A 22,841-nucleotide genomic window follows, 5' to 3' on the forward strand; every position below is an offset into this window, starting at 1 on the left:
CCCACGCACACTCGCGCAGCTCTCGTGCATCCACCATCTGTCCGAGCGCCGCCTCGCTAACGGCGTCTCGTCTAGCGAGACGTGCTGTGGCGTGGCGGAGCTCAACCGCAGACAAGGAAGCAACCTCATTCGGTCGGTCGGCCGACGATGGTCGCGTCATTGATAATCGCCTCCCTCCGCGGTTGGCTGCTGGGCGTGATGCCGAGCAAGAACAAGAGGTCGGTTGTAGCTACCTCGTAGACGGTGCCGATCCGCAAGAGTGGACAGGGAAATTTTCCCATCCGTGCGAGTTCGTAAGCCACGGTGCGCGCGATTCCCAAGACCGCGGCTGACGTACGCAGACTCACGATGGCCGGCAGTTCAGCGAGATCGGCGAGAGAGATCTGCGGCGGGGCTACCCGCCGAGCCGTGATGGCGGCCCTGACGGCAGCGCCTTGGTCCGAGCCCAACAGGCCGACTGTCGGTATCCGGTAGCTCGCGCCGACGAGGATGACCGAACACGGGAATTTCTCGTTCTGAGCGAGTCGGTAGCCGGCGGTGCGGCCGAGGCCCAACACGGCCGCCGCCGTAGGCAAATCCACGGTTGGTGGCAGGTCGGTCAGCCCAGCCCGATCGATTTCTGCCCGAGGGCGCCGCTGACGTTTCGGCATGGGTTCACCTCACGCCCGCGGCCAAAGTCGACTCGATGGAAGGCTTGGCATAGACGTCGATGTCGTTAAGGCTGAGCGGTCCGCTGGCGACGCGATCACCGCGGTGGAGCAGGCCGGCCGCCTGCCACACCAGCTTGGATGGAACGCCGCTCTCGCTGACGCGAGAGCGGTGGGGGCCAACAGGTGGGAGGTTGCTTTCGGTTATGGGCGCAGCGGTTACGAGGTGACCGCCTGGCCGCAGGACGGTGTAGCAGGCTTGAGCCAGTTCCTCTGCGTCTTCCTGCCACGTTGTCGGGTCGTCGAGAGCGATCGCCGCCGCGACACCTGGGTTGCCCAGCAACAGCCGACTGAGCTGACCGCACCGGACGGTTCGGACACGGCCCCGCGCATGCTGGATTGGGCTGACTGACTTCTGGTCGGTGTCCGCGGTACGTGCGTCGCTGTCACTGATCGCGAAGCAGGCCGTCACTCGCCGTTCGGACGCCAGCCACAGCCCGAATCGGGCCGGTACTGGATTGAGATCGACGATCAAGTCTCCGCGAACGGTAACCTCGTCGACCGTAGTTCGGATCGCGAGACTCAATACCCGTCGTCGGAATGTCGGCGACCCGGGCGGAATATTGTCTGCCGGGTCGTCCGTAGGTGGTTCACCAGCCATGCTGTGCGCGCCGCGGCGCGGTGAGATGTCGACACTCTCTAAGGCCTCCGAGACCTCCGATTGTTTACATCCGAATGACTAAAGGTGCCTAGGACGCCAGTTTGCCTTGTAAATCCGATAAACCTGACTGCACGCCTGAGGTTGCTAACACCGAAGTCGTCGCCCATCGACCGGACGCCGGCCGACATCTGACAGCGCAGGCTTGTGGGGAGGCTGGCGAGATTTACGAGGAAACACCATCTGCACGGCGTTGCACTTGGGTGGTTCCGGGTAGCAAGGAGCACAATCTGCTCCGTGACTAGACGGCGACACGGAAGCTGGTGGTCGGTGCGGGTGGATCTGCTGGGCGGTGGCCAAGCCGGCGAGCTTTGGCCTCACCCCGGCCGAATTTTCGCTGTGGCCCCGGTCCATACGTTCCACATGTTCGCCGAGGCGATTGATGACGCGTTCGCTCGGTGGGACCGCAGTCATCTGCACGAGTTCGAATTGCCACCTCTGGGAAGACCGTCGCGGAGTTGCGCTTCATCGACGACATCGACCCGGCACGGGAGTTGGACGCCGACGTACTGACGCTGGGTGAGGTGCTGGAGCTGGGCGCGGAGTTCAGATACACGTTCGATTTGGGAGACAACTGGCGCCACCGCTGCGTGATCGGGCCACAGGAGATCGATCCCGGCGAGGTGCTGGGTGTGGTGCCGGATAGGCCGTTGCCCTACTGGGGCTGGGGTGTCATCCCGGACCCGTACGGCCGGATGTTTGACGGCGACGACGGCGGTACGCCAATCCCGGAACCTCCGCACCAGCCGTGGCCGGGGCCGGACGCACCAGAGCCGATGTTCATTACTGAACACGGCCCAGGGCAGTACACCCGCACCGTCCGCATCATTGACAATGACGAGTAGCGGTGGTTGTACAACCCGATCCGGGACTTGCGAGACCGCCGCGACGGTCAGGACCAGCCAGAAATTCTCGAACGAGTCATGCCAGGCAATGTCGATCGCGGTCGGCTCTGCCACAGCCGCAGCCCTGCGAGCGGCAGCGCCAGATGCAAGCTCCGGGCGCCCCGTAGCGGCTGCCGCGCCGCGCCGACACCTACCTCTCCGCTGACCGCGCTCGGCCCTCGGTCAGGACGTCCGTATCAGTCGAGTTCGGAGATTTTGCGATGCAGGGCGAGCAGTGTGCGTGTGGCGGCGTCAGGCATGCCTGCCTGGTTTTGGAGATTGGCGAGTTGTTCGTAGAGGCTTTCGGCGAACGGGTCAATGTCGATGGCGCGTTGAACGGTCGCCATCGCATCGGTGAGGTTGTCGGTAGAGGTTAGGGCGGCGAGTCGCGAGAGGCAGTCGAGGGCGCGTCGGCGGACAGTTTCGCGGATGGGAATGGTCCATTCGGAGTTCACGCCGACGGCGAAGCCGTCCGTGTACAGGCTGGCGGCTCGTCGAAGCAACGCGGTTGTTTCGCCAGGCTCACGCTGTCGGCTGGCTTCGTCGATGAGGAGGTCGAATCGCCACAGGTCAACGTCGAAGACATCGCGGTCAAGGTGGTAGCGGCCGGTGTCGTTGTTGTAGATGATGAAGGTCTCCGTTGTTTGGGTGACCTTTCGGAGAATGGACCGCACGTTCCCGGTGGCGGTACGGCATCGTTGCTGGGTTTGTTGGAGTGTTGCGTCGGGATAGAGCGCTGCGCCTATTTCGTCGAGTGTTCCACCGCGTTCGTGCATCGCCAGCCATAGCACGAGTTCCCGTGCTGCGTGTCGAAGACCGTGTGTGATCGGGCCGCCGGCGACCAATATTCGAGGCGGCCCAAAGGTCGTCAGCTGGACCAAAGCGTCGGCGGACCTGGTGTTCACGATTCCCGCTGCGGGTAGGTCCTCCTCGTGCAAGTGTTCGCTTGTCGTGTCAGCACTCTCGATGTCGCCGGCCCCGACTCCGCCAGCGCCGCTAGACGCCTGCTCGGCGCAGTCGCCGGTTTCCACGTCGATGGTCTGGGAGCGAGACGGGTGAGGCCCGGATTTTCCTAGTGTGGCGGGGATTGTGGTGTCGCCATCGTTGCTCGTTCTGGTTGCAAGTGCGGTGTTCTCGATTGATTGGGGGGGGCGCATTGGTCTGCGAGGGGTCGCGGGTGAAATGGGTGGCGCCGAGGAGATCGACCGCCTGATGGGTGTCGTCGTCCGTGACCATGTAGAACTTGCGCAGCAATCGGGATCCGGTGACGGTTCCGTCGATATCGACGGCTATTGAGGTCTCGATGCTGGTTTTGTTTGCATCAGCGGGATCGGTCGCTAGGGCGACGATGCGTATCCAGTTCTCGCCGTCGCGCAGGGCGGCGTGGACTTTGGTCCAGTCACCTTCGGCGGGGAGTATCGCGACCACAGTGGGCATCCAGTCCGTTCCGCCTAGGGCCTCTAGGTGTTTTCGGCTGGTCGCCTCGTCGTGCAAGAGGTCGAGCGCCCCAGCGGTGGTCTTGGCAATCGTCACCTGAGGCGGCACGATTGCGCTCATGGTCGCGGTGTTCCAGAGCTGGTGAGTGGTCAGCACGGATACCTCCTCCAACTCCAGCACGGACAACGCGGCCAGTAGCGTCGCGCGGAGGGCGCGCGCAGCACCGGGTCCGGTGAGAACAAGTCCGGTGGTGGGCAGGTCCTCAATCCTGATGTCCTCGCCATCCATAGTTTCCCCGATAGCGCATGGCTGGAACGCACCGGACAATGGTGGGGAGTCTTGCGTGGTCTGGTCCTCGTCTGCTCCTCTGTTATCGGTCTCGTACTTCTCGGTCTCCTGATCGAGCCATTGGTCAGGCACAGGCGATCGCGGAAAATCGACCGTGATGTCGCCGAGCTCGACCCGCGGGGTGTCGTCGGTGCGGTCCCTGATGGCCTCCCCTGTCTGCGTGTCCATCGCAAATCTGCTTTTCCCTGTGGTTGCACTGATGCGGTTGATCAAGCGTTCCCACGGCCATCGGATGTCGTGACGGGCGGGGCTGGGCCAGCTGGGTTGGTAGCGCCGTCGATAACGAAGGATGATCAGGCCGGCGGCGGCCAACAAGGTCGCAGCAAGTCCTGTGCTGATGACTGAACCGCTCGATAGCGCAATTGCGTTGTTTGACGAGTTTGCCGGTGGTTCGCCCGAATCCGGTTCGTGCTGAGCATTTGTGGCGGCAGGTGCCTGAGGACTCGGAGTCGGGTTGTTGGGAACCACACCGTCGTCACCGGGTGGGACCGGCATCGTTGACGGCGGAGTCGGTGACGACGGCGTGGTCGTTTGCGGCGCCACCAAGGGTTGACGCGCGGGCTGTGTGGCCACTGGTTTTTTTCCGTTCCAGGTCGGTTGGGATGCCGAGAATTCGGCTGCGACGTCATTGGGCCTGGTGTGTCTTGTCGTGCCGGCGCTGGTGGAGGCACGTTCCGTCCTGAAGATGTCTGGGGCGGCTGCCGCGGTCTCGGCTGCGGCACGTTTGATCCAGGCGCGTTCAGCCGGGGTGTCGCCGGAAGGCGGAGTTTCCAGCCGGGTTCTATCTCATCTGGATCGGTGAGACGGCCGCCGACGCGTTGGTGGATTCCTTTGTTGAGCGCGAAAATCTGGTCCACGAGGGTTTGAATGCGAGCGTTGCCTGAGTGTGGGCCGAGGTGGTGTTTGGCGATGTTCCAGAGGTTGTCACCCGACTGGACGACATAGATTTCTCGGCTCGGTACACGCTCAGTCGTGCTTGCTACGAAACCCAAGCCGCCGGTGGGGCTCCCTACTGGTTGGAGAAGCGTCGATGTCCGGCTCGATGCGTTTTCGATAAATTGGGTGACAGCTGGCCGGGCAGGCGTACCGGTCGGTGTCGTGGGCGTCGCAGGAGTGGGCGCCGCGATGGCGGCGGTGGATTCAGCGACGATCGCGGCGGCAATGGCGCCGACGAGGATACGGGCCAGGAACCGCAACGGCCCGCCACGTGCACTGTGCGTACGGCGGATCAGGTTGGTGATCTCGGTGACGACGTCGAGTAGGAAGAGCGCCAGATGATGATCCATCCGGCGATGGCGAGGGTGTTGATGATGACCTGGTCGGGAATGTGTGCGTCGGTGAGCAGCTGCCCAAGGTCGTCCAGCTTCGGAAGTGACATGGGTAGCGGCCAGCGCGCAGCCCAGATAAGGAGAGCAGGTAGACCGATCAGCGCGGCGGCCAAGCCGAGCGTGCCAGCCAGGGCTTTCAGGACGCGGGGGTGTAGGGGTGCCATCGTGTGTCTCCCCTATCGGTTCGGTGCGGTGACGCCGGATTCGGCCACGGCGGTAGCGGTGGCCGCGACGGGGATGGCGGTCAGCCCAACGGAATTGAGCAGTCGGGTGCGGTAGTTGGACGTGACGGTGACCGTGACGGCGGTCGTAGTCGCTGTCACAGTTCCGGTGGCGTGCAAGCGATGGAGGTAGTCAAGCGCGGCGTATTCGGCGGCGGGTGGGTCAAGGCGAGCATCGCCGGTTTGCCGGAAGACGATGAGATTCAACTGCCAGGCGCCTGTGCGGGCCGCGGCTTGGGCGATGGTGCCGGCGTCGTACTTCGTTCGCAGAGCAAGGCCCGCGTCGAGAACAAACGCAGCGACGACGAGTGCCGCGAGGGCGAGGATGCACATGGCCGGAGTGATGCTGCCGTCCTCACCGCTCCGTGGCCCGGAGCGTAGGCATTTTGCCATATTGCGAGCGTTCATGGGTTTCACCTAATTTCCACGTGATCGCCACTGGTCGACCGGGGAGCTGCCGCGACCTGTGAGGGGAATTGCCGCGGGGACGCCGAGAATCGCCAGGTCTTGGAAAGGAACATCGCATTCAAAGATGACCGTGACGGTGCCTCCAGGGTTGAACTGCGTCAGGTCGACGTCGATGTGACTGTTCTGGCATCGGATTCCCTGGTCGCGCAACGATGTTTCGGCGACGACTCTCGGCTTGGATGCGTGCGGTTGCCGGCGTACGCGCCAAGGACGCGGCGCGCGAGGCGTTTCCTGCAGCGGCGGTGAGCCGAAGTTGCGCGTGGCGACTCCGCGGCCGCAGAAGACCACCATCATGAGCAAAGCGAGGAAAACGGAGGCGAGAATCGGCAGCTCCACCTCGGTTGATCCGTCCTCCGCGCGTAGGCGCCTGAGAACCTGACGCTGCGTACGCGTCTCCGATCCGCTGTGTCGCTCGGATTCGTTGGTGATCATCGGTCTTGGTCTGTCGTGAATCTCTCGAGCTCAGCGCTGCTCGTCACCGCAACTGGGATCACCATGCCGGGCAGAAGTGGTTGCACCTCGGCCTTGATGGCGACGGTGACGCGTGTGCCGTCCCGGTAGATGCGCACCTGTGGCTTGGTGAGCAGGTTCGGTGTGGTCGTACGAAGAATGGCATTAGCTTGCGTCCGCGCGACGGCAACGCTGCCGCCATCGGCGCGGGCGGTGTCCAGCGCAGTGGTAGCGGCGTAGTGCGCAACCTGGGTGGCATAGGCCCACAATCCCGCTTGCACGATTAGCATCATCAGCGCGACGATCGCCGGCGCGGCGACGGCGAAGCTGACGCTGCTTGAACCCTTTTCACCAGACAGTTTGCGGCGCAGCCACAAAAAAGGTCGCAGCATACGTGCGAGTGCGGTGACAGTCTGTGTGGCTAGGGCTATTTCCATATGTTTTGCGCTTTCTGGGTGGCGCCGGCGATGACGATCCCGACGATGACGGTGGTGGCGATGACGGTGAGCGCCACAATCAGCACCCATTCATTTTACCTCGCCGTTCTCGGAACCGCGCTCCCGCAATCGTGTGAGGTGTGTGGACCACCAGATAGCGGCGGCATGCACACAGTCAGCGATAAAGCCGTAAATTCCGTGGATCCACGTTGCGCGGTGTGGTGGTGGCATGGGTTATTGCTCCTGTTGTTGCTCAGCCGAGTGTGCGCATCACCGTGGTCAGCGCGGGGTACACGAGGAAGACGAGAAAGGCCAGCGCCAGCAAGGCCAATGGTATGGCCATGCGTTCGGTGTTGGTGGTGGCGTCAGCTTCGTCGGCGGCCAGTTGCTGGGTACGAAGTGCGTCGGCGCGGGCGATCAATGACGCGCGGATGCGGGCGCCTTCACCGCCGGCCAACTCAGCAGTGGTGGCGAGGTCGCGGAGCTCAATGACGTCCAGTTGTTCGCCGAGCTGGTCCAGGGATTGCCAGAGGGTGAGTCCGGGCAGGAGGTTGGCGTCGCGGACGGCGCGGTGTAGGAGCGTCGCGTGTGGCCCTTCGCCGACGGCCGTGGCTGCATTGAGAGCTTGATGCACGCCTGCGCCGCCAGCCAGGCTGACCGCGGTCAGGTCGAGCACTGCCGACAGAGTGTGGCGCATCGCGGCGCGCTGGGCGTCAGCTGCCGATCGGAGCCGCAGGACTGGTATTGCCATGCCCAGCACTGCGGTGGCCAAAGTCGCCCAGACCGGCAGGGCGAACCCTATGCCAACGCCGAAGGCAGCAAGGAACGCGCATACGAGGGTTGGAGCGGTCAGCCCAGCCAGCGCACTGGGAAACCTGGATGAGCGCGTACTGGTCGACGCTGCGGCCGGCGGCGGCCAGATCGCGGTGCATCGCGGAGGTCGGCAACCCCGCTGCTCTGAGGATTGTGGTCGTCGATCGCACTAGCAGCCGTGAAAACTGTTCCCGCGCGCGGGCGGTGTTCTGGCTGGCGGCTGCTGCAGTTCGGCGAGGCTAGCGCTCAACGTCGAGTGGATCGGCGTGAGCCCAGTAATGACCAGCCATAGTCCCAGTCCGCCGACGCCGCCGAGCAGAATCGCGCGAACCGGCAGCGCCTCGACCAGGCTGACCACGCCGGACAGGGCCTCCATAGCGATCGCTCCGGCGGTCATGTCGGGTCCTGCAGTCGGGCTGGGTGGTCGAGCCGGTCCAGTGCGGTGAGGAATCGGCCCGAGTCGGGCTCGCGTCCCATGCGGCCAAGGAGCAGGAACGCGCCGGAGAACAGGACGCCGACGACCAGCAGGGTCAGTTGCCCGGTCCAGCTGTCCGTAGGGGGCGAGGAACTGGTGGCTGGTGACGGCGAGGAAGGCGACAGTCCCCACGCTGGTGGCGGTGATGATGCGGACCGAGGTACGGACCCGGGCCCGCTGGGGTTCCAGTCGTCGTCTCGTTGCGACCTGGTCGCGTGCGGTCGCGGCCAACGCCGCCAATTGTCGGGCGACGCCGGCTCCGGCGTGTCCTGCAGTGGCTGTGGCCAGGGTGGCGATGACGAGGTCAGCCGTACGGTCGTCCAGGTGGTGACCGCATCGGCGCAACGCGGCCGGAAGGCGGTCGCCGCGGTGGATAGCGCCGGCCAGCTCGCTGATCTCGGTCGCGATCGGCTCAGGTGCTTTCCGTGCGCTGACAGTGATGGCGTGATGGAGGCCTGCACCGGCTGAGACCAAGTCCCTCAAGGATTCGGTCCAGGTCGCGACCGCCTCGCAGCGCTGCTGCCGGCGCACCGCGACCCGATCCGGTCCCAAGATCGGTGGCAGCGCCCACACTCCGCCGCAGCCAGCGCTACCGTGACCGGCCACCCGGTCACGACACCCATCGCCGTACCAGCGGTCGCAGCGAGGCTCACGCGGATGACCAGGCGCCGCAGCCCAACTCGGTCGGCAGGGATCCTCACCTGAACTCGACTGGGTCGTGCCCTATCCCCGAGCGGAGTCGCCGGTGAGGGCATGGGCGCGCCGTTGCCCGGTGTCCGATCAGTGGGTGACCGGAGCTGGTCGAGGAGCAGCCACAGGCCCGCGCCGATGCCGATTCCCAGGATCATCCCGATCGCGGCAAGTGAAGACATCATTTCCACCACCGCCCGCTGGTGATGAATGCGTCTGGGGGCAAGTTCTGGGCGGTCAGGATGGCGCGCAGCCGGTCTGATGGAGCGGCGCCTGGTTCGGCACGCCGGTCCGTGCCAGGGCGGAAGAGTTCGTTGCTGATGACGGTTTTTTCGTCTGCGCCGACGATTTCACGTACGGACGGAGGACACAACGCGGCGACCGTCGGTCGCAGTGGTCAAGTAGACGACTAACTGAACAGCGGATGCAAACAGCAGGTTGGACGCTTCCAGGCTGAGCCGCTGGCTGGAGAGCCCAGCGTATGAGGCTGCCTTCAGCGGTGCTTGTTCGCTGCTGGAGGCGTGGATCGTGGACATACCTCCCACGCCCATGTTCATCGCAGCGAAGAAGGCCACGATTTCGGGACCTCGGATCTCGCCGACGATCATTCGTTCCGGTGAGCCGCGGGTGGCCAGTACGACCAAGTCCTCCTGGGTGATCGCACCCTCGCCTTCGATGTTGGCGTCACGGGTCTGCGCGGCGGTGACGACCAGGTGCGCCGGATCCTGGTCCAGTCGCAGTTCGTAGATGTCCTCGATGGTCCAGATCCGTTCCTGGGCAGGGATAACCGAAGCGAGGCCGCGCAGAAACGTGGTTTTCCCGATGCCTGGCGCGCCGCAGATCAGGATGTTGCGGTGGCCCAGGACCGCCGCCGCGAAGAACTGCCGCAGCAGTTCGGACATGACACCGAGTTCGACGAGATCGCTCAGGCTCACGTGCCGGTACCTATGTCGCCGGATGGACACAAAAGGGCGGCGGGTAAGCCAGGCGATCGCGGTCAGCCGGGATCCGTCCGGTAGTTCCAGGAACAGCCAGGGATGGCTGCGAGTGAAGCGACGTTCCTGGTGCCCGTCGGGATTCTGGTGATCCCCAGCGCGAGCGGCCCCCGCTGCTGCAGGAGGTCGATAAGGTCGGTGTCGGAGTCCGCAATCGGTGCTGTTGGGCGCGTCGTGCCGTCGGCCAGCGTGACCCAGACGGAGTCGGCGCCGTTGATGGTGATCGTTTCAACCTGTGGATCGTCGAGCAGAGGTTGCAGGAGTCCCCATCCCAGCAGCACGTCACGTACGTATCCGGCGATCGCGTCGCGGGTGAACCTGTCCATAGGTTCCCGCGCCTCGGTCACGTCCTGTTGGGTGAATTCCGCGAGCACGTCGATTGTCAGCGTGTCCACTATTGAATTGCGGTCGGACTCGGTCAACCGGGATCTATCAGGATCGCCCCGCATCTGGTCGCGATAGCCGCGCTCGACCTTCGCAAGTACCTCGGCGTGTCGTCGCCGTGCACCCGTTAGCGGCTGATCCGCCGCCCCTGCTAAGTGCTGGAAGATCCCGGCCGCAGATGTCCCTGCGTCAGCGGCTCGGGCGCCAGTGGGAGGCGCGGCAGCCGTGTTGGACGAATGAGGAACGGATGTCGGGCTTGTCATGGCGTGGTCATCGCCTCGCCTGCGTCGCGGTTTGCTGCCTGCGCATCATCCGGAGAAATCCAGGGCACAACGCCGGGCGCGAAGGCAGGAGGTTCTGAATATGTAAGGCTTGTTGTTTCGTACCGGATCGCCACTGATCCCGCCGTGTTGCCGGGACCTTCCCGCGGCCGCATTCTTGTTGGCATCAGTGCGGGTGGCATGGGCTGGGTTGGATGGCCGGATGGTCCGGTTGGGTTTGTGGTGCGGTGGTGGTCGTGGAATTGCAAAAGTCGGGTGGCGAGCTCGGTGACCGCAGTGGTGTATGACTTTCCTGGGCGATGCTTGGTAATCGGGTTTGTTCGTCGGCCGGCAAATGCTGCAGCGGCGTTCGGATCGCGCGGTAATGCTCCCAGAATTCGTACGCCGGCGGCCTGCTCGATTTGGGAAAGCGGAAACGCTGGGTCGCCGACAAGGACCAGCCCGACGGGCAACTCTTGCCACACTCGGGTGTATTCGTTGAGCCGGGCCAAAGCCTCGAACGTGCCGTTTGTAACGACAAGGATCATGTCGCTTTGACGTATCAGCTCTGCCGTGGGCGCGACTGTAGGTGCGCGGCCGGCGTCGACTAGGACTACGGCGTTGGCATTGGGCTGGGTCAGTCCGGCCCAGTTGGCATCTCGCAAGAGTCCCAGACTGACTAGCGTCGGTCCGGAGTGCGACGGGCTGACCACCATCTCGACCGGTCGCCCAACAGCGAACCGCACCTGATGGGTGTGATGGCGTACGCGTGCCAACGTCGATTCTGCGCCGGAGTCCGAATTGGATGGCTGCGGGTCGACCGGTCGCGGCGAGGCAATACCACTTCTGGCGGTGGCGGCTAGTGTGCCGTCTGGTGGCGTCGGTGGCTTTCCCAAGGCATGTGCCGCCTTGGCGGCCAAGCTGGTCAGCCCGGGGTGTTCAGACAGGCCGAGGCGGCAGGCCAGGTCACCGCCTGCTGGGTCAGCCTCGATAACTGGTGTCCAATGACGGTGCGGCCACAGCGCGGCCAACGCGACCGTGGTAGTGGTCGTTCCTGGGGAATTTTTGAGCGATACGAGGACAACCAGCATCATCGGCTCCCTGGTGCGACCAATACGACGGCCAACTGGTCGTCGGGCAACGAGGCGAGTTTCAGCGCGTCGGCATGGGCGAGGATCAGTTGCAGGACGATGTCGGCTCCCCCGGCGGCTCGGTCCGTCGACGTCACTGAGACGACAGTGGCTCGCATCGCCGTTGCTGCGGATGCGGATTCGGTTCCCGTTCCGCTGGCGGCCCCAGCGGTCGATGACGGGTTCGCGGACGGCGCGGCGGTGACGACGGTGATCTGAGCACCCGCCGCGAGCGCGGGCGGATATCGGCCGGAGGCTAGTGCGATTCCGGCGACTCCTTGTCCGGCGGGTGGCCATGCCGGGTCGCCGACGCTGGACCGCGTGATCAACGCATCCGCGTGAAGTGGTGCAGTCAGCGGATGCCCCACGAGACTGCTGCGTTCAGTGGCTGGGATGGCGCCAAGAACAGGGTCGGCAGCGACGGCGACACTGCGCATGTCAGCGGCGGTGAGCATGTAGCCGACCGGCCGTTCGGCGACCAGAATCAGGACGTCGGTCCGCGGGTCCGCGCGCAGCATGAGGGCCGTGGCTATAAGGGCGCAAACGACCACGAGTCCTGCACCGAGCAGGGCCCGAGGCCATCGCCGCCGCGTAGCTCTTGGTGGTCGTGGCCGGATCGGTTCGGCTTTGGGCGGCCGTGGGGCCACAAGGGTTGCCATCAATCCTCTCCCCGAAGTATCTGCGCTGGCACCGGTACATTGCGGCTACATGGTGTTATGCCGTCGATGTCACATCGAGACGACAGGCGCCCTTGAACAATGACGAAGAAGGTCTATTTGCACGATCGCTACGAGTTCGTTGCCGCGTGGTCAACGAATAACCCAGTGGTAAAAGAGAACAACGGGTGTCACGACCAGAACGGTGCTGACGGGCAGCCACACGAGCATGATTTCCAGCCAGATCCGCAGTGTGTTGCGCTCGTCGAATTCGATTCCCGCGAAAAACTTGGATCGTGTCGTACGCTCGCACCAGTGACGCCGACGCCCCGCCTGCGGCAGTGGTACGGCCGGCGCGGTTACTCCGGCTGCATCGCAAGCTGATCTGTTCGTCTCGGCTGCAATCGACCGATGGTCGAACGCGATCTCGTCGACGGATGGGGGCGTGTTCTGCATCGGCTCGTTGCCCGAGCGATTCGTGTCACGGCTGCCTTTGAGTGGACGGCGACAGTCCCTAGATATTGGACGGTGTCGTTGCCGAGAACCAGCGTTGAAGTACTCCATTCCCTTGCGAGGCAAGGGAATGGCGGTGTGGAGTCAGCAGCGCTGCCCGTGGCACAGCGGCCTACCATCTGGATCTCGGCGTTCCCTCTGGCCAGGTCCCCGATCCGAAACCTTGGGTTGAGTCCGGCGGTGCTGGATTCGTGCCATGGCCCGGTTTGTAGCTCGCGCCGGGGTTAGGGAAAACGGGCACCGACCCAGCGAAGTGAATGAGTTCTGGGCCGAGACCAAGGAGGTGGGCAACAGCGCCAGCGGTCATGGCCAGGCAGGCAACCAGCATGACGATTCCGCCGGTGCTGAAGTTCAGGGTGAGCAGGGCAAGTGCGTTTCCCCCGCCGCCAAGTGCGCTGGTGCCGAAGTAGGCTGTTTTGGTCGATGCCGCGTACCCAAGCATGATGGTCATTGCTCCGGTGGCCGCGATAACCATCGCCGGACGCGAGCCCAGCAGTGTCCTGCGGTGCCCGCTGTCGGGGTGAAGGCCAACCAGGATCAAAGCGAGAACGAGCGCAGCGAGCGCCACCGGCAGCACTGAGAGCGGGAACAGGAATGTTTCGTTGCTCCAGGCTGAAAATGAGTCCGGGAAGTTTGTCATCGGCGCCCCGGCGAGCAGTGGTGACAGGTCACTGCGGTACGCCACGAACGAGGCGAATGATCCGCCGATCACGGCGGCAGCCGCCAGCGCGGCGGCCAGCACGCCGATGGATATCCGGCGGCGCGGCCGGCCAAGTATCCAGCCAGAGACCGGATCTGACGTGTTGGCTGGGGCGATTAGTGGCTCGGGGTGTTCGAGGTGTCGTTGCTGTTCAACCTGCTCGGCCGACGGTGTGGCCGACCAGCGTCCGTACGGCGAGGACGGCGTCAGCGGGTGCGGCCGTGAGGTGGGATATGCGATCCCAGGAATGGTTGGGTAGTCATCATCATGCGGTTCTTGGCTGAGGGCGGGCGGCTGCGCGCGGCCGTGCTGATCCGTTTCCTTCTGCGGCGGATTTGGTGATGCGAACGGCGGCCGGACCGGCGGCCTGAACCGGGGGCGGGTCGCGTCGGGCTCGGTGTTGGGGTTCATGTCCCATTGGCTCCCGCCGAGGTACGGATTGGGCATCAGAATCACCTATTCGATCGAAGGTTGCTCTCGCAAGGTAGAGCGCTGGAATGTTGCTGCATGAAGCGCTGGGATTGCGGGCAGAGGATAGGTCTCCTGCAGGTGAGGTGGGTTCGATCTTCGGCAATGCGTTTACCGCACCCAACTGCCAGACCTAGGTCGCATGTGCGGATTCGCCTGGTCTTTATGACCGTCGGAGGTTCGTTCCCGTCGATGGGGCGGGAGGAGTGCTGCGGATCTGGCGCTTGCTACCGCAATAGCAGTAGGGAATGAAATAGACACTGCGTACGTGGCACGTACTGCACGTTTGTTTGTACTCGTATGGATAGGCCCATCCCATGTCGCGGCCCTTGCAATTCGCGAATTCAAACAACTGGGCGGCGACGCCGCTGCTGATGTTGTGGAAGGAATGGTATGGACCGAATCTGTTGGTATCGGCGAGGCCGAAGCATCCGCCATTGACGTGGCCCGCGGGTGGCGTGAACACGCGATGGCCGACGAAGCCATTCCCTGTCCACGAATAGAGGGCGGCATAATTGACCGACTGGACTGCTGCGCCGAACGCAGGAGCCATCGGCGACGCCGCACCTGCGGTGACGATCAGAATTGATGTCACGACGAGAAGGCGTAGTCCCATGCGCATCTTGGTTTCCTCTCTGTGATTTCTGTCTACTTCTCAAAGTTTGTGTCCACAGCGCGTATAACCCGCTGCCTTATCTCCTGCCCTGAGCAGCTGGCGCGCGACCTGTGAGCGCCTTGATGACCACGGCACCACCGCGAGACGCGAGCCCCACATCGTCAGCCAAGGGGTGACCGGTCCCGATGGGAGAACGTTTTGTCAAGCATGACTGGAATGTGGCGATACTAGGAGGCAGGGATGGAGATGGGCAGTGTCTGTGGTGGTGACGGCCGTGCTGGCCGGTCGTCGCCGAAGGTCAGCGTCGCCGTCCACCGGCACGTCAGAGTCGCCGTGGTGGTGTCGGGCGGGACTGCGGCCAAAAGACGGTCAGGCCAGACCGAGGTCCCGACCTGAATGGCGTTCACCGGTTGGCCGCCGGCGAGGGTGAACTGGAACGCGTCCGCACCGAATTGTGGGATGTCGAATGTGGCATTGTCGATGCTGTAATTCGGAACGTTGACTGCCAGCCAAACTTTGCCTGCGGGTGCCCACTTCTTGTCTTCGTCCCACGGCGTGAGTACGGCGTTCTCGGCGGTGATGTGGAACTGGATGGGCGTACGGTCGTCTCCGGCAGTGGGGGTCAGCGTTCCGGTGATGCGGCGGTTCAGCGGAGTCGTATTTTGCGCTCGATCAGCGGCTGTTCCTCGGGCAAAGGCGCACGCGTTGCCTGCCGCAGGTCGTAGCTCAGGGGCCTACCCTCGTCGGTCACCTCAAAACGTACAGGGACGCCTTTCGGTACGGAGACAATGAGCGTTTTTGTACCATCTGTTGGAATATTTCCGACCGGGTGGCGAGCGGCACCCACAACAATTGTCTGCGTGGGACCGCTGAGGTAGACCGATGCGAGTCGTCCCGGATCCGTTGTCGTACTGAGCGCGGTGGTGATCGCCGGCATGGGAGCGAACTGGATCGCGAGGAATTGCTCGCCCGAGGCTGCAGAATGGGCCTGTGACCCGAGGCCATAAACACTGGAGCTACCGATACCGGCGATCTTGAGCGCAGTGGTCGGGCCGAGCAGTAGCCCATTGTCTTTCGGAGGATGGATGGTCACCGCACCGAGTTCGTTGCTGTCAACGGCCGTGACGATGCCGGGTTGTTCGGTTGGTGGCGTCGGCGGGTCGAGGTCGTCGCCGTGTGGCGGGTTGTTGGCCGTCTGGTCGGGCAAATGTCAGCTGCGTTGGCAGCGTCTGCGGTTGAATGGAGGGGTGGGTGGAGTCCAGGCGTAGGCCGCCGGCGGTATCGGCGCTCACGGCCAGATTGGCCCAACGTTGGCTAGCAGGGATGCCGTAGAGCCGGACCGGGCCGCACCACAGTTGTTCTCCGCCGTTAGTGTGTTTCTGATCGATGAAGCCGATGTAGCAGCGGGACTCATCGTTCGTGGCGGCGTACTGCTGTCGTGCGGCTTGTTGGAACGTCGGATCCGCTTGGGCCAGCACCGCCGCCACCCGGTCTTTGGTCACCGATTGCCCTGACAGGATCAGCCGATCGGGAAACCCACTCAACAAGGCGCAGCCCGACAGCAGCACCAGGCTGCCTGCCGACAATGCCGCGATTGCCCGCACCAGCAAGCCGCGGCCGGCGAGGTCTCTGGCAGCTGGCCGACTGGTGTGTCGTGGCCAGTAGCGTCGATGGCTTTTTTGAGCGATCTTATCCAGCGCATCAGCAATATGTCGGTACCTGAATCCCGGAAATCGCATTGCTCGTCTGTTGATTCCGCACGCCTAGAGATGGCCCAGAATGGCGTAGTCAATGAGGTGAATACTTCGTACCCGTGAACACAATCGTTCGTCCGATACTGGTGCAACGGTGTGTAAACTCGACGTGTGAGGTTACGCTTATCGACGAGATTTCCCATCTGTCGTGGCACGTTTCGCCTCCCTGCTTTATCTGTCATCGCGTCTTCTCCTCGCGTCGAATATGCACAGCCGGATCCGGTCTTCGTTTATGTCGTTATGTCAGGGCAACCGCGCGTTGACTCGTGTCACGGTTCGCGTTGACGGCTTCACATGCCTCGCCCTAGATATGTGCGCTCGATCGCGGCAACGTTTACAAGCTCTACACTGTTCCTTGGTATCTCATTCGGTCCCGCATATACCTTGCCGTCGTCATGCGGGCTCTGATCCGTTCAAGGTCCGACGCTTTTGGATTCATGCCTGGCAATCGTCGACGGCGCTCTCGTATCGCTGCTGTTTTGCCATCCCTGCGGCCACTGGTTCGGGTCGACGGTCGGATGGGCAAGGACATAGGCTTTAGCGCATTCTTTATAATTGTGGAACTCATGGGTAGCGCGATAGCGCAGCAGGTCGTTAGGAGCCGAACAGGCCGCTAAGCGTGCTGCGGCTCGCGCAGCGTCTGGGTGATCGTGGCAGTATGCACGCCAGGCTGCGGCGCGAGCGCGAGCCGTGATTATCCCGGCAGCGAGCGCCGGGTTCGCCTTCGCAAATTTGGCAAAGTACGCAGCCTTTTCCTGTGACGTGCGCTCTCGAATCGTGCCATCACGATCCACAACGTATTGCAGCCTGCTGTACCGGCCACCGTCCGGCCCGATGATGGATTTCGCGATCGCGTAGCGCTCGTACTCTCCCTCTATCGCGCCTTTCCACTCGGCGGTTGTCGCCTCGTACGCCGTGGTGCTGCCCTCCGGCACCCGATGACCGGGTGCCACAAGGTGCCCCGGTGGCGGCGGGACGCTCGCGGCTGTCCACCCGTACCTACGGGCGATCGCCACTTGCCCGGGCGGAAATCCTTTGGTGGCCCAAATTGTCGCCTCTGAGGCACTGCACCCGGCCTGTTCGAACGCTACTGCTGTTGCCTGATTTCCGATCGGCCAGGCTAGGCACGCGAAATCGGCTGTCTCCTCAGGTGTCCATCTCATCTTGTCCACGCCCACTCGTTTCTCCTACTCGCGATATCCACGCAGCACGAGGGTCCCTCCTCGCTGAACGTGGTTTGCCCGCTGTCACGTCATAAACGCGTTGGCCAGGCCTTTCCGCTGCCTCTCGACTTGAGGCAGGTCACCGCCGGACAGTGGCAAGCTGCTTAGTCGAATGGCGCTATCGCTACGTCGACCCTGACATAACGCGTCGGCCGTCTGGCATCATCAGGTCCAACGTCTCGGCCGTCATTTCCAGAATCGGCTGTGAGTCCTCACGATCGACGCGAACCATCAGGCGAGAGCCTGCGACCCTCACGTGATTGTCTACCTGAACTGCTCGCGCGGCCTGCGAGGCCAGAACGCCGAAGGTCGTGATGGTGAAGTCCGTACGCGCGCCCGGAGGCCATTCATGGGACTCTCGGTCAAACGGCCGCGCGTCGAGAACACGCAAGATGAAGCGACAGACAGTGGACCCGTTGGCCGCCGAATGCACCCTAGGTGGAACGACGACCCGCCCTGTGAGAATGATTTCCTCATCCGACATCAGTTGCCTCCAAGTTTCTGGCACCGCCGCTCACTGTCATCCGCAGGTCACTGCGGATGCGCACTCTTGCCTGCCACGTACGTCCAATGCGAGCTGCCTCGTCCGCCCTCCTGGCTGATCCGCGCCAGATATCGCGTCTCCGCGTCGCTAGACCACTCCGCGAGAACGTCGAGACTTGAACGACGAGTAATCCGCCCTGTCTCTTGTCGGAACGTGTCCCGGAACTTTCTTGTGTACACGTTCACGATCAGGTCAAGCGTGTTTCGGCATCGCCTGCCGCGCCGGTCCCTCATTGTCTCTTTCCCCCGTCATTCATGGCTACCCTTTCCTCAACAGCGCCTCGCCGCCGAGAGAGCAATGCTCACGGCAGAATCGGATCTCGACATTGACCAAAGGTGGCCCCATATGGATATCGACCTCCTTCAGCATCGAATAACGAGCGTAAAAGTTCCGTTAATCCGCAGGTGGATGAGTGTTCGGCAAGGATGGATGGAAAGTTTTCACATTCAACCTTTCGTCCAACGAAAATCACAGCCGTCAACATTCCGTGATTTACCCGTGACAGCAAGCGATTATCCTAAGGCCGGAATGGTTCAGAGAAGCCATTCGATACGGAATTCATCGCCCGAGGTATTTACGTCGCGAGATGCCAGTTCTCGCACTCATAACCGCATGGCCGGGAGGTACAGAGAAATCGATTGCTTATTTCATGAGCAAGGCTACGGCTTGATCGGCGGTCGCTTTAATCAGACCAGCGCGGTCAGTCAGATCTTCGCCAACAGTGCGCTCGATTGCGGCCCAGCGGTCGAAGCGGTCATCGTCAAGCGGCCAGCTTGGCAGTCCGGTCGCCTGTCGACACATCCACGACATCTTCGCTAATGATTCGAGTCGAACCTGTCCCGCCTCGTGGTCGGCCTCCGCGATGCGGGCGTCGTCCATATAGGCTGCGGTGAGCCAGATCGCGCGGGTTAGTTTGAGCAGGTCGGTTGAGGCGAGTGCCATTCTGACGCTGTCGCGCAGAGACCGCCTGGTTTGAACGTCGTCGCCGGCGAGCCGTTCCAGGTCTGCGCGCGCGAGGATGGTGAATGTCGTGAATAGTTGACGCCCGCGGCTTAGTTGCAGACTATGGCGCAGGTCTGCCCGCCCCGCCGCGAACTCTCCCACTTGTGCGTACGCCCAGCCCCGGTAGGTGTGGGCCTCGATCTCCAGCGCCGGCGGCAGATCCTGGGATTCCAGGACTGTGGAGAATCGTTGGATTGCCTCATCCGGGTCGCCGCTCCACAGACAGATGTTGGCGAGGCGATAGTCGGCCAGCCGCTCCAGCGCCGGAACTTTGAGGCAATGTGTCTTTGCTTGGTCGACGATCTCTCGCGCCTGAGCGTAGTGTCCCCATTCGGCATGCAGGTTGGCTAGTTCCGTTAGTCGTACGATCAGCAATCGGTCGTCACCCGTCTTGGCCGCGATATGTGTAGCGGTCTGCATCGTCATGATCGACGAAGGGTCAGCAAGCGCGGCGGAACACGCCGCGAGGCCGGTGTGGATGTCGGCCAGCGAGCACCAGTTGGCTTGGTCATCGGCGTCGAAAAGGCTGAGTGCGACTTCCAAGTGCCATTTCGCCTGCAGTGGCTGGCCGCGGGTGTAGTCAAGACGGGGGCCCAGTGCCGGAGCCGGCCATGCGTGGCGGCGGGAAGGACGTCGCTGTACGCGAGCGTCCCTGTGTGTGTGTAGTCCACGACCGTGTGCAGGTTGCCAAAATCTCGATCAAAGACCAGACGCGACCTGGCCAGCAACTCCGCGGCATCGGTCACCGCCCCGGCACCGCCTGATTCCAAGGCCCATTCGACCGCCACGTACAGGTTCTCGATATTGGCAATGAAATCGGCGATAAGAAGATCGGATTCGTCAGTGGCGTCGGCGAGCAGGATGCGGTCCAGGCGTTTCTGGCAACAGCGCAGGTGACGTCGTCGTGTCACGGACAACTCGGTCTCACGGCAGCTATTCTCGGCGAATTCCCGGATCGGATTCAACAGCCGGTACCTCGTCCGCTGATCGTCGTCGATGATCTGGATCATGGACTGATCGACCAGGTTTGCGATCAACAGAGCGATCTCAGCCCGTTCCAGGCCGGAGTGCGAGCAGATTTCTTCGGCTGCAGCCAAATCGAACGCGGTCGGGAAGATCGATAACCTACCTAGTAGACATCGCTCAGCCGGCGAGAGTAGCTGGGCACTCCACTCGAAGGTCGCCTGCAGCGCCTGCTGGTGCGGCAGTCGGTGGTCCTGACTGCCGCCGACCTCTGCGGCGCCAATGCTCAAACGATCCGCCAGGTCCTGCAGCGACATTGCGCGCAGGCGCGTTGCAGCCAACTCGATCGCCAGTGGCAACCCTTCCAGCTGCCGGCAGATCAAGGCAACTGTCTCTAACTGCGCGGACAGATCCAGTGTCCGGCGGGCCCGGCGGGCCAGATCAACGAATAATTGAACGGCTGGGCTGTCCAGCAACGCCTCGGGACTGGTCTCGCCCGTCGGCGGCAGTGCGAGCGGTTCCACCTCCCAGACGGTCTCGCTGGGCAGACCCAGCTGCCGGCGCGAGGTGACCAGAATCCGCAGCGACGGGCACGCCCGCGCCAGGTCGTCAACCACTTGCATGCAGCTGACTCGGACGTGCTCGGCGTTGTCGAGAATGAGCAACGGCCGCCGACCACGCAGCTGCCGTATCACCAGTTCGAGGACCGACCCCTCCCCCGTAGGCCGGACATTGATCGTGGCACGAACCGCCTCAACGATCAGATCTGCGCGATCACCCGCGACCCGCTCGCTCGGAAGGCGACCGCACTCCACGACTATCACGCCGACGGTCACAGGCTCAGGCAGAGTCGGCTGGACCATCGCACGAGCGGTCGCCAACGCCAGCGCGGTCTTACCAGCGCCTCCGGGCCCGACCAACGTCACCACGCGCTGCCCCGCGACCAATGCGACCAACTGTGCGACTGCGGCCGTCCGGCCAACGATCGCCTGTGGATCAGGATGACGGCCGATCCACCACGGTACGGACGCCGTCGATCCTTCGCCGGAGTCCGTAGTCCCAGCATCGTTCGACACGGCGTCAGGGCGTACAGGGTCGCTGCCCACAGAAGCTGTGTCGGCCGGCGTCGGTAGGACCGTCGCGGGGGCATCTGGTTGACCATCGAAGGGCTCCGCGGCGGTAACTACGTCTTGGTCCGATCGCAGCAGCGCCAGGTGCGCCTGTCGAAGTTCTGGGGCGGGACCGACGCCGAGCTCTTCGGCGAGAATGCGGCGTGTGCGGTCGAATGTGTCCAAGGCCTGGGCTATTCGGCCGGTCTGCGCGTACGGTCATCAGCCGCACCTGTAGCCGCTCATCCAACGGCTGAGTTGCCGCAAAGGCGGGGAGCCACCCCAGCGCCTCACCCGCTGCGCCGGTCTGAAGCAGCGCGTCAACGCACTCTAGGGCAGCGCCGACAACCTCTTGTTCTAGTCGGACAACGATCGGATGCTGACGCATCTCTTCATCCAGGTCGGCGCCTACTGGACCAGCGCGCAGCGCCACGGCGCGACTCAGAAGCACGGCCGCCGAGGAAATCTCACCGGCCCTGCGAAGTTGTACGGCCTTGTCGGTCAGGCGCCCGAACGCGGCAACGTCTGTCTCCACGTACTCAGGGTGCAGGAGGTAGCCGCCACCGCGTCTGGACACGATTCGATTACCTGGATGCTGCGCGTAGCGACCATTGATCGCGCGCGCGCGCTCCGGCTCCAGAGCGCGTCGAAGGCCCGAGATCTGCACTCTCATGCTCGCCGCAACATTGACCGGCGGATCGCTTCCCCAGACGAGGTCGATGACATCTTCACGAGTAAGCCCGTGCCGCGTAGCAAGAGCCAATGCGGCGAGCAGTGTCCGTCGCCTCGCGCCGACGACCTCAATCTGAACGTCGCCGCCATCGCGGACATGCCAGACCCTCAACGGCCCCAAGATGCTGATGCGGACCGCCGGCTTCCTTTCCTGCCCGAGCGTATGCATTCAACCGCCCCGTTTCTTCGACAACGTGCCCAATTCACTACCGGCTACTCGGCACGCGACGGGGAAACGAGCCAGAACCCCGTGCACGATCGGTTTCCGCGAAGAATGTGGCGGTCTGACCGTCCTGCCGGAACGGATACTGAGTCCCCAATCACCGACCAGTCGCTGGTTTGAGGAGCAATCTCCAACGACGAGTAGCAAGATTGCTTCCCCAGCGACCTCGAAACGCACACCGACGTGGCAGCCAATCGCCAGAGCGAACTCGAACCAGGTCTGCAGGAGTTCTCGTACGACCAACTCGCATGATCACTGTCGCCAGACCGGCCGGAGAGAGAATCACCAAGGTCCCGTACGCGCCACCCACAACTGCGATGCGCAGCTGAGAACCGCCGTCACCGCCCCCGCGCGGAAGAAATGATGTTCGTCCGCATATTCAGAACCCGCAGGAGGCCGCGACAGCCGCGTCCAACGGCCCCACGAGACCTCGTCAATCCACTCGCAGCAATTCTTCCCGTCGACCAACGGCTATTCTTAAACGGCAGGTTGATGATGCCCCTAAATCTGCCTACGCGGCGCAGCCTACGCACCACTCGAGGCGCCGAGACGACGCCTCCACTCCTGTTCCAATGACAATGGCTACGCATAACGAACCCCCGGTATCGCCGACATTCCCGCCTCCTCTGTATGAGATGACAGGACTGTCCGAC

General features: G+C 63.2%; 23 protein-coding genes and 1 pseudogene. 2 read left to right on the forward strand and 22 right to left on the reverse strand.

The features are described 5' to 3' along the window. Positions 1 to 125 precede the first annotated feature (125 nt). Positions 126 to 650, reverse strand: a complete 525-nt coding sequence (locus GNX96_RS59105) for a hypothetical protein (protein ID WP_279582844.1) — start codon at positions 648 to 650, stop codon at positions 126 to 128. Here GNX96_RS59105 and GNX96_RS41015 point away from each other — a divergent pair. Beyond that, positions 649 to 1,059 carry a hypothetical protein gene (locus tag GNX96_RS41015; protein ID WP_163572994.1) on the forward strand — a complete coding sequence of 137 codons (411 nt, stop codon included), beginning with the start codon at positions 649 to 651 and terminating at the stop codon, positions 1,057 to 1,059. The genes GNX96_RS59105 and GNX96_RS41015 overlap by 2 nt on opposite strands. 764 nt (positions 1,060 to 1,823) lie before the next feature. Further along, positions 1,824 to 2,210, forward strand: coding sequence for a plasmid pRiA4b ORF-3 family protein (locus GNX96_RS41020; protein ID WP_163572995.1), 387 nt, complete (start codon positions 1,824 to 1,826; stop codon positions 2,208 to 2,210). A 236-nt stretch (positions 2,211 to 2,446) separates the two neighbouring features. Here the strand turns inward: GNX96_RS41020 and GNX96_RS41025 are convergent, their stop codons facing one another. The 21 genes and pseudogenes from GNX96_RS41025 to GNX96_RS66245 all read right to left on the reverse strand — a co-directional run. After that, entirely contained in the window at positions 2,447 to 3,094 is a 648-nt protein-coding gene (locus tag GNX96_RS41025) for an AfsR/SARP family transcriptional regulator (RefSeq protein ID WP_163572996.1), read from the reverse strand. A 151-nt stretch (positions 3,095 to 3,245) separates the two neighbouring features. Beyond that, the gene (locus GNX96_RS41030) at positions 3,246 to 4,346 is read right to left on the reverse strand and encodes a hypothetical protein (RefSeq protein WP_279582845.1); all 1,101 of its coding nucleotides are present in this window, start codon (positions 4,344 to 4,346) and stop codon (positions 3,246 to 3,248) included. A gap of 916 nt (positions 4,347 to 5,262) precedes the next feature. Next, positions 5,263 to 5,526, reverse strand: a complete 264-nt coding sequence (locus GNX96_RS41040; RefSeq protein WP_163572999.1) for a hypothetical protein — start codon at positions 5,524 to 5,526, stop codon at positions 5,263 to 5,265. A 12-nt stretch (positions 5,527 to 5,538) separates the two neighbouring features. Then, on the reverse strand, positions 5,539 to 5,991 hold the full coding sequence (locus GNX96_RS41045; RefSeq protein WP_344309789.1) for a pilus assembly protein TadG-related protein: 453 nt from the start codon (positions 5,989 to 5,991) through the stop codon (positions 5,539 to 5,541). A gap of 9 nt (positions 5,992 to 6,000) precedes the next feature. Continuing rightward, positions 6,001 to 6,483 carry a pilus assembly protein gene (locus GNX96_RS41050; protein ID WP_163573000.1) on the reverse strand — a complete coding sequence of 161 codons (483 nt, stop codon included), beginning with the start codon at positions 6,481 to 6,483 and terminating at the stop codon, positions 6,001 to 6,003. Beyond that, positions 6,480 to 6,893, reverse strand: coding sequence for a TadE family protein (locus tag GNX96_RS41055; protein WP_163573001.1), 414 nt, complete (start codon positions 6,891 to 6,893; stop codon positions 6,480 to 6,482). The genes GNX96_RS41050 and GNX96_RS41055 overlap by 4 nt, the downstream gene beginning before the upstream one ends. Positions 6,894 to 7,191: 298 nt before the next feature. Next, positions 7,192 to 7,614 (reverse strand): type II secretion system F family protein, encoded by a 423-nt coding sequence (locus GNX96_RS41060; protein WP_163573002.1) that lies wholly within the window; start codon positions 7,612 to 7,614, stop codon positions 7,192 to 7,194. 306 nt (positions 7,615 to 7,920) lie between these two features. Continuing rightward, the gene (locus tag GNX96_RS41065; RefSeq protein WP_163573003.1) at positions 7,921 to 8,832 is read right to left on the reverse strand and encodes a type II secretion system F family protein; all 912 of its coding nucleotides are present in this window, start codon (positions 8,830 to 8,832) and stop codon (positions 7,921 to 7,923) included. A 434-nt stretch (positions 8,833 to 9,266) separates the two neighbouring features. Next, positions 9,267 to 9,881 carry a CpaF/VirB11 family protein gene (locus GNX96_RS41070; protein WP_279582847.1) on the reverse strand — a complete coding sequence of 205 codons (615 nt, stop codon included), beginning with the start codon at positions 9,879 to 9,881 and terminating at the stop codon, positions 9,267 to 9,269. 32 nt (positions 9,882 to 9,913) lie between these two features. Then, positions 9,914 to 10,333 (reverse strand): hypothetical protein, encoded by a 420-nt coding sequence (locus GNX96_RS59110; RefSeq protein ID WP_279582848.1) that lies wholly within the window; start codon positions 10,331 to 10,333, stop codon positions 9,914 to 9,916. Positions 10,334 to 10,554: 221 nt separating this feature from the next. Further along, entirely contained in the window at positions 10,555 to 11,271 is a 717-nt protein-coding gene (locus tag GNX96_RS41075) for a MinD/ParA family ATP-binding protein (RefSeq protein ID WP_163573004.1), read from the reverse strand. A gap of 374 nt (positions 11,272 to 11,645) precedes the next feature. Beyond that, the gene (locus GNX96_RS41080) at positions 11,646 to 12,203 is read right to left on the reverse strand and encodes a hypothetical protein (protein WP_163573005.1); all 558 of its coding nucleotides are present in this window, start codon (positions 12,201 to 12,203) and stop codon (positions 11,646 to 11,648) included. 291 nt (positions 12,204 to 12,494) lie between these two features. Continuing rightward, positions 12,495 to 12,797 (reverse strand): hypothetical protein, encoded by a 303-nt coding sequence (locus GNX96_RS41085; RefSeq protein WP_163573006.1) that lies wholly within the window; start codon positions 12,795 to 12,797, stop codon positions 12,495 to 12,497. Positions 12,798 to 12,966: 169 nt separating this feature from the next. Further along, complete coding sequence (locus GNX96_RS41090) at positions 12,967 to 14,001, reverse strand: hypothetical protein (RefSeq protein ID WP_163573007.1); 1,035 nt, start codon at positions 13,999 to 14,001, stop codon at positions 12,967 to 12,969. Positions 14,002 to 14,185: 184 nt separating this feature from the next. Further along, complete coding sequence (locus GNX96_RS41095) at positions 14,186 to 14,644, reverse strand: hypothetical protein (protein WP_163573008.1); 459 nt, start codon at positions 14,642 to 14,644, stop codon at positions 14,186 to 14,188. Positions 14,645 to 15,284: 640 nt separating this feature from the next. Continuing rightward, positions 15,285 to 15,845 (reverse strand): hypothetical protein, encoded by a 561-nt coding sequence (locus GNX96_RS41100; RefSeq protein WP_163573009.1) that lies wholly within the window; start codon positions 15,843 to 15,845, stop codon positions 15,285 to 15,287. 960 nt (positions 15,846 to 16,805) lie between these two features. Next, positions 16,806 to 17,327 (reverse strand): hypothetical protein, encoded by a 522-nt coding sequence (locus GNX96_RS41105; RefSeq protein WP_163573010.1) that lies wholly within the window; start codon positions 17,325 to 17,327, stop codon positions 16,806 to 16,808. Positions 17,328 to 17,739: 412 nt separating this feature from the next. Beyond that, entirely contained in the window at positions 17,740 to 18,099 is a 360-nt protein-coding gene (locus GNX96_RS66240; protein ID WP_163573011.1) for a single-stranded DNA-binding protein, read from the reverse strand. 702 nt (positions 18,100 to 18,801) lie between these two features. Then, positions 18,802 to 19,587: a tetratricopeptide repeat protein gene (locus GNX96_RS41115; RefSeq protein ID WP_163573012.1), complete on the reverse strand. Its 786-nt coding sequence runs from the start codon at positions 19,585 to 19,587 to the stop codon at positions 18,802 to 18,804. Beyond that, a complete protein-coding gene (locus GNX96_RS59115) occupies positions 19,584 to 20,648 on the reverse strand; it encodes an ATP-binding protein (protein ID WP_279582849.1) in 1,065 nt (354 codons plus the stop codon). The genes GNX96_RS41115 and GNX96_RS59115 overlap by 4 nt, the downstream gene beginning before the upstream one ends. A 48-nt stretch (positions 20,649 to 20,696) precedes the next feature. After that, a pseudogene (locus tag GNX96_RS66245) lies at positions 20,697 to 22,134 on the reverse strand (BTAD domain-containing putative transcriptional regulator); the annotation flags it as partial. Between the last annotated feature and the right edge of the window lie 707 nt (positions 22,135 to 22,841).

This window comes from Fodinicola feengrottensis, assembly GCF_010993775.1.
Classification (GTDB): Bacteria; Actinomycetota; Actinomycetes; order Mycobacteriales; family HKI-0501; genus Fodinicola; species Fodinicola feengrottensis.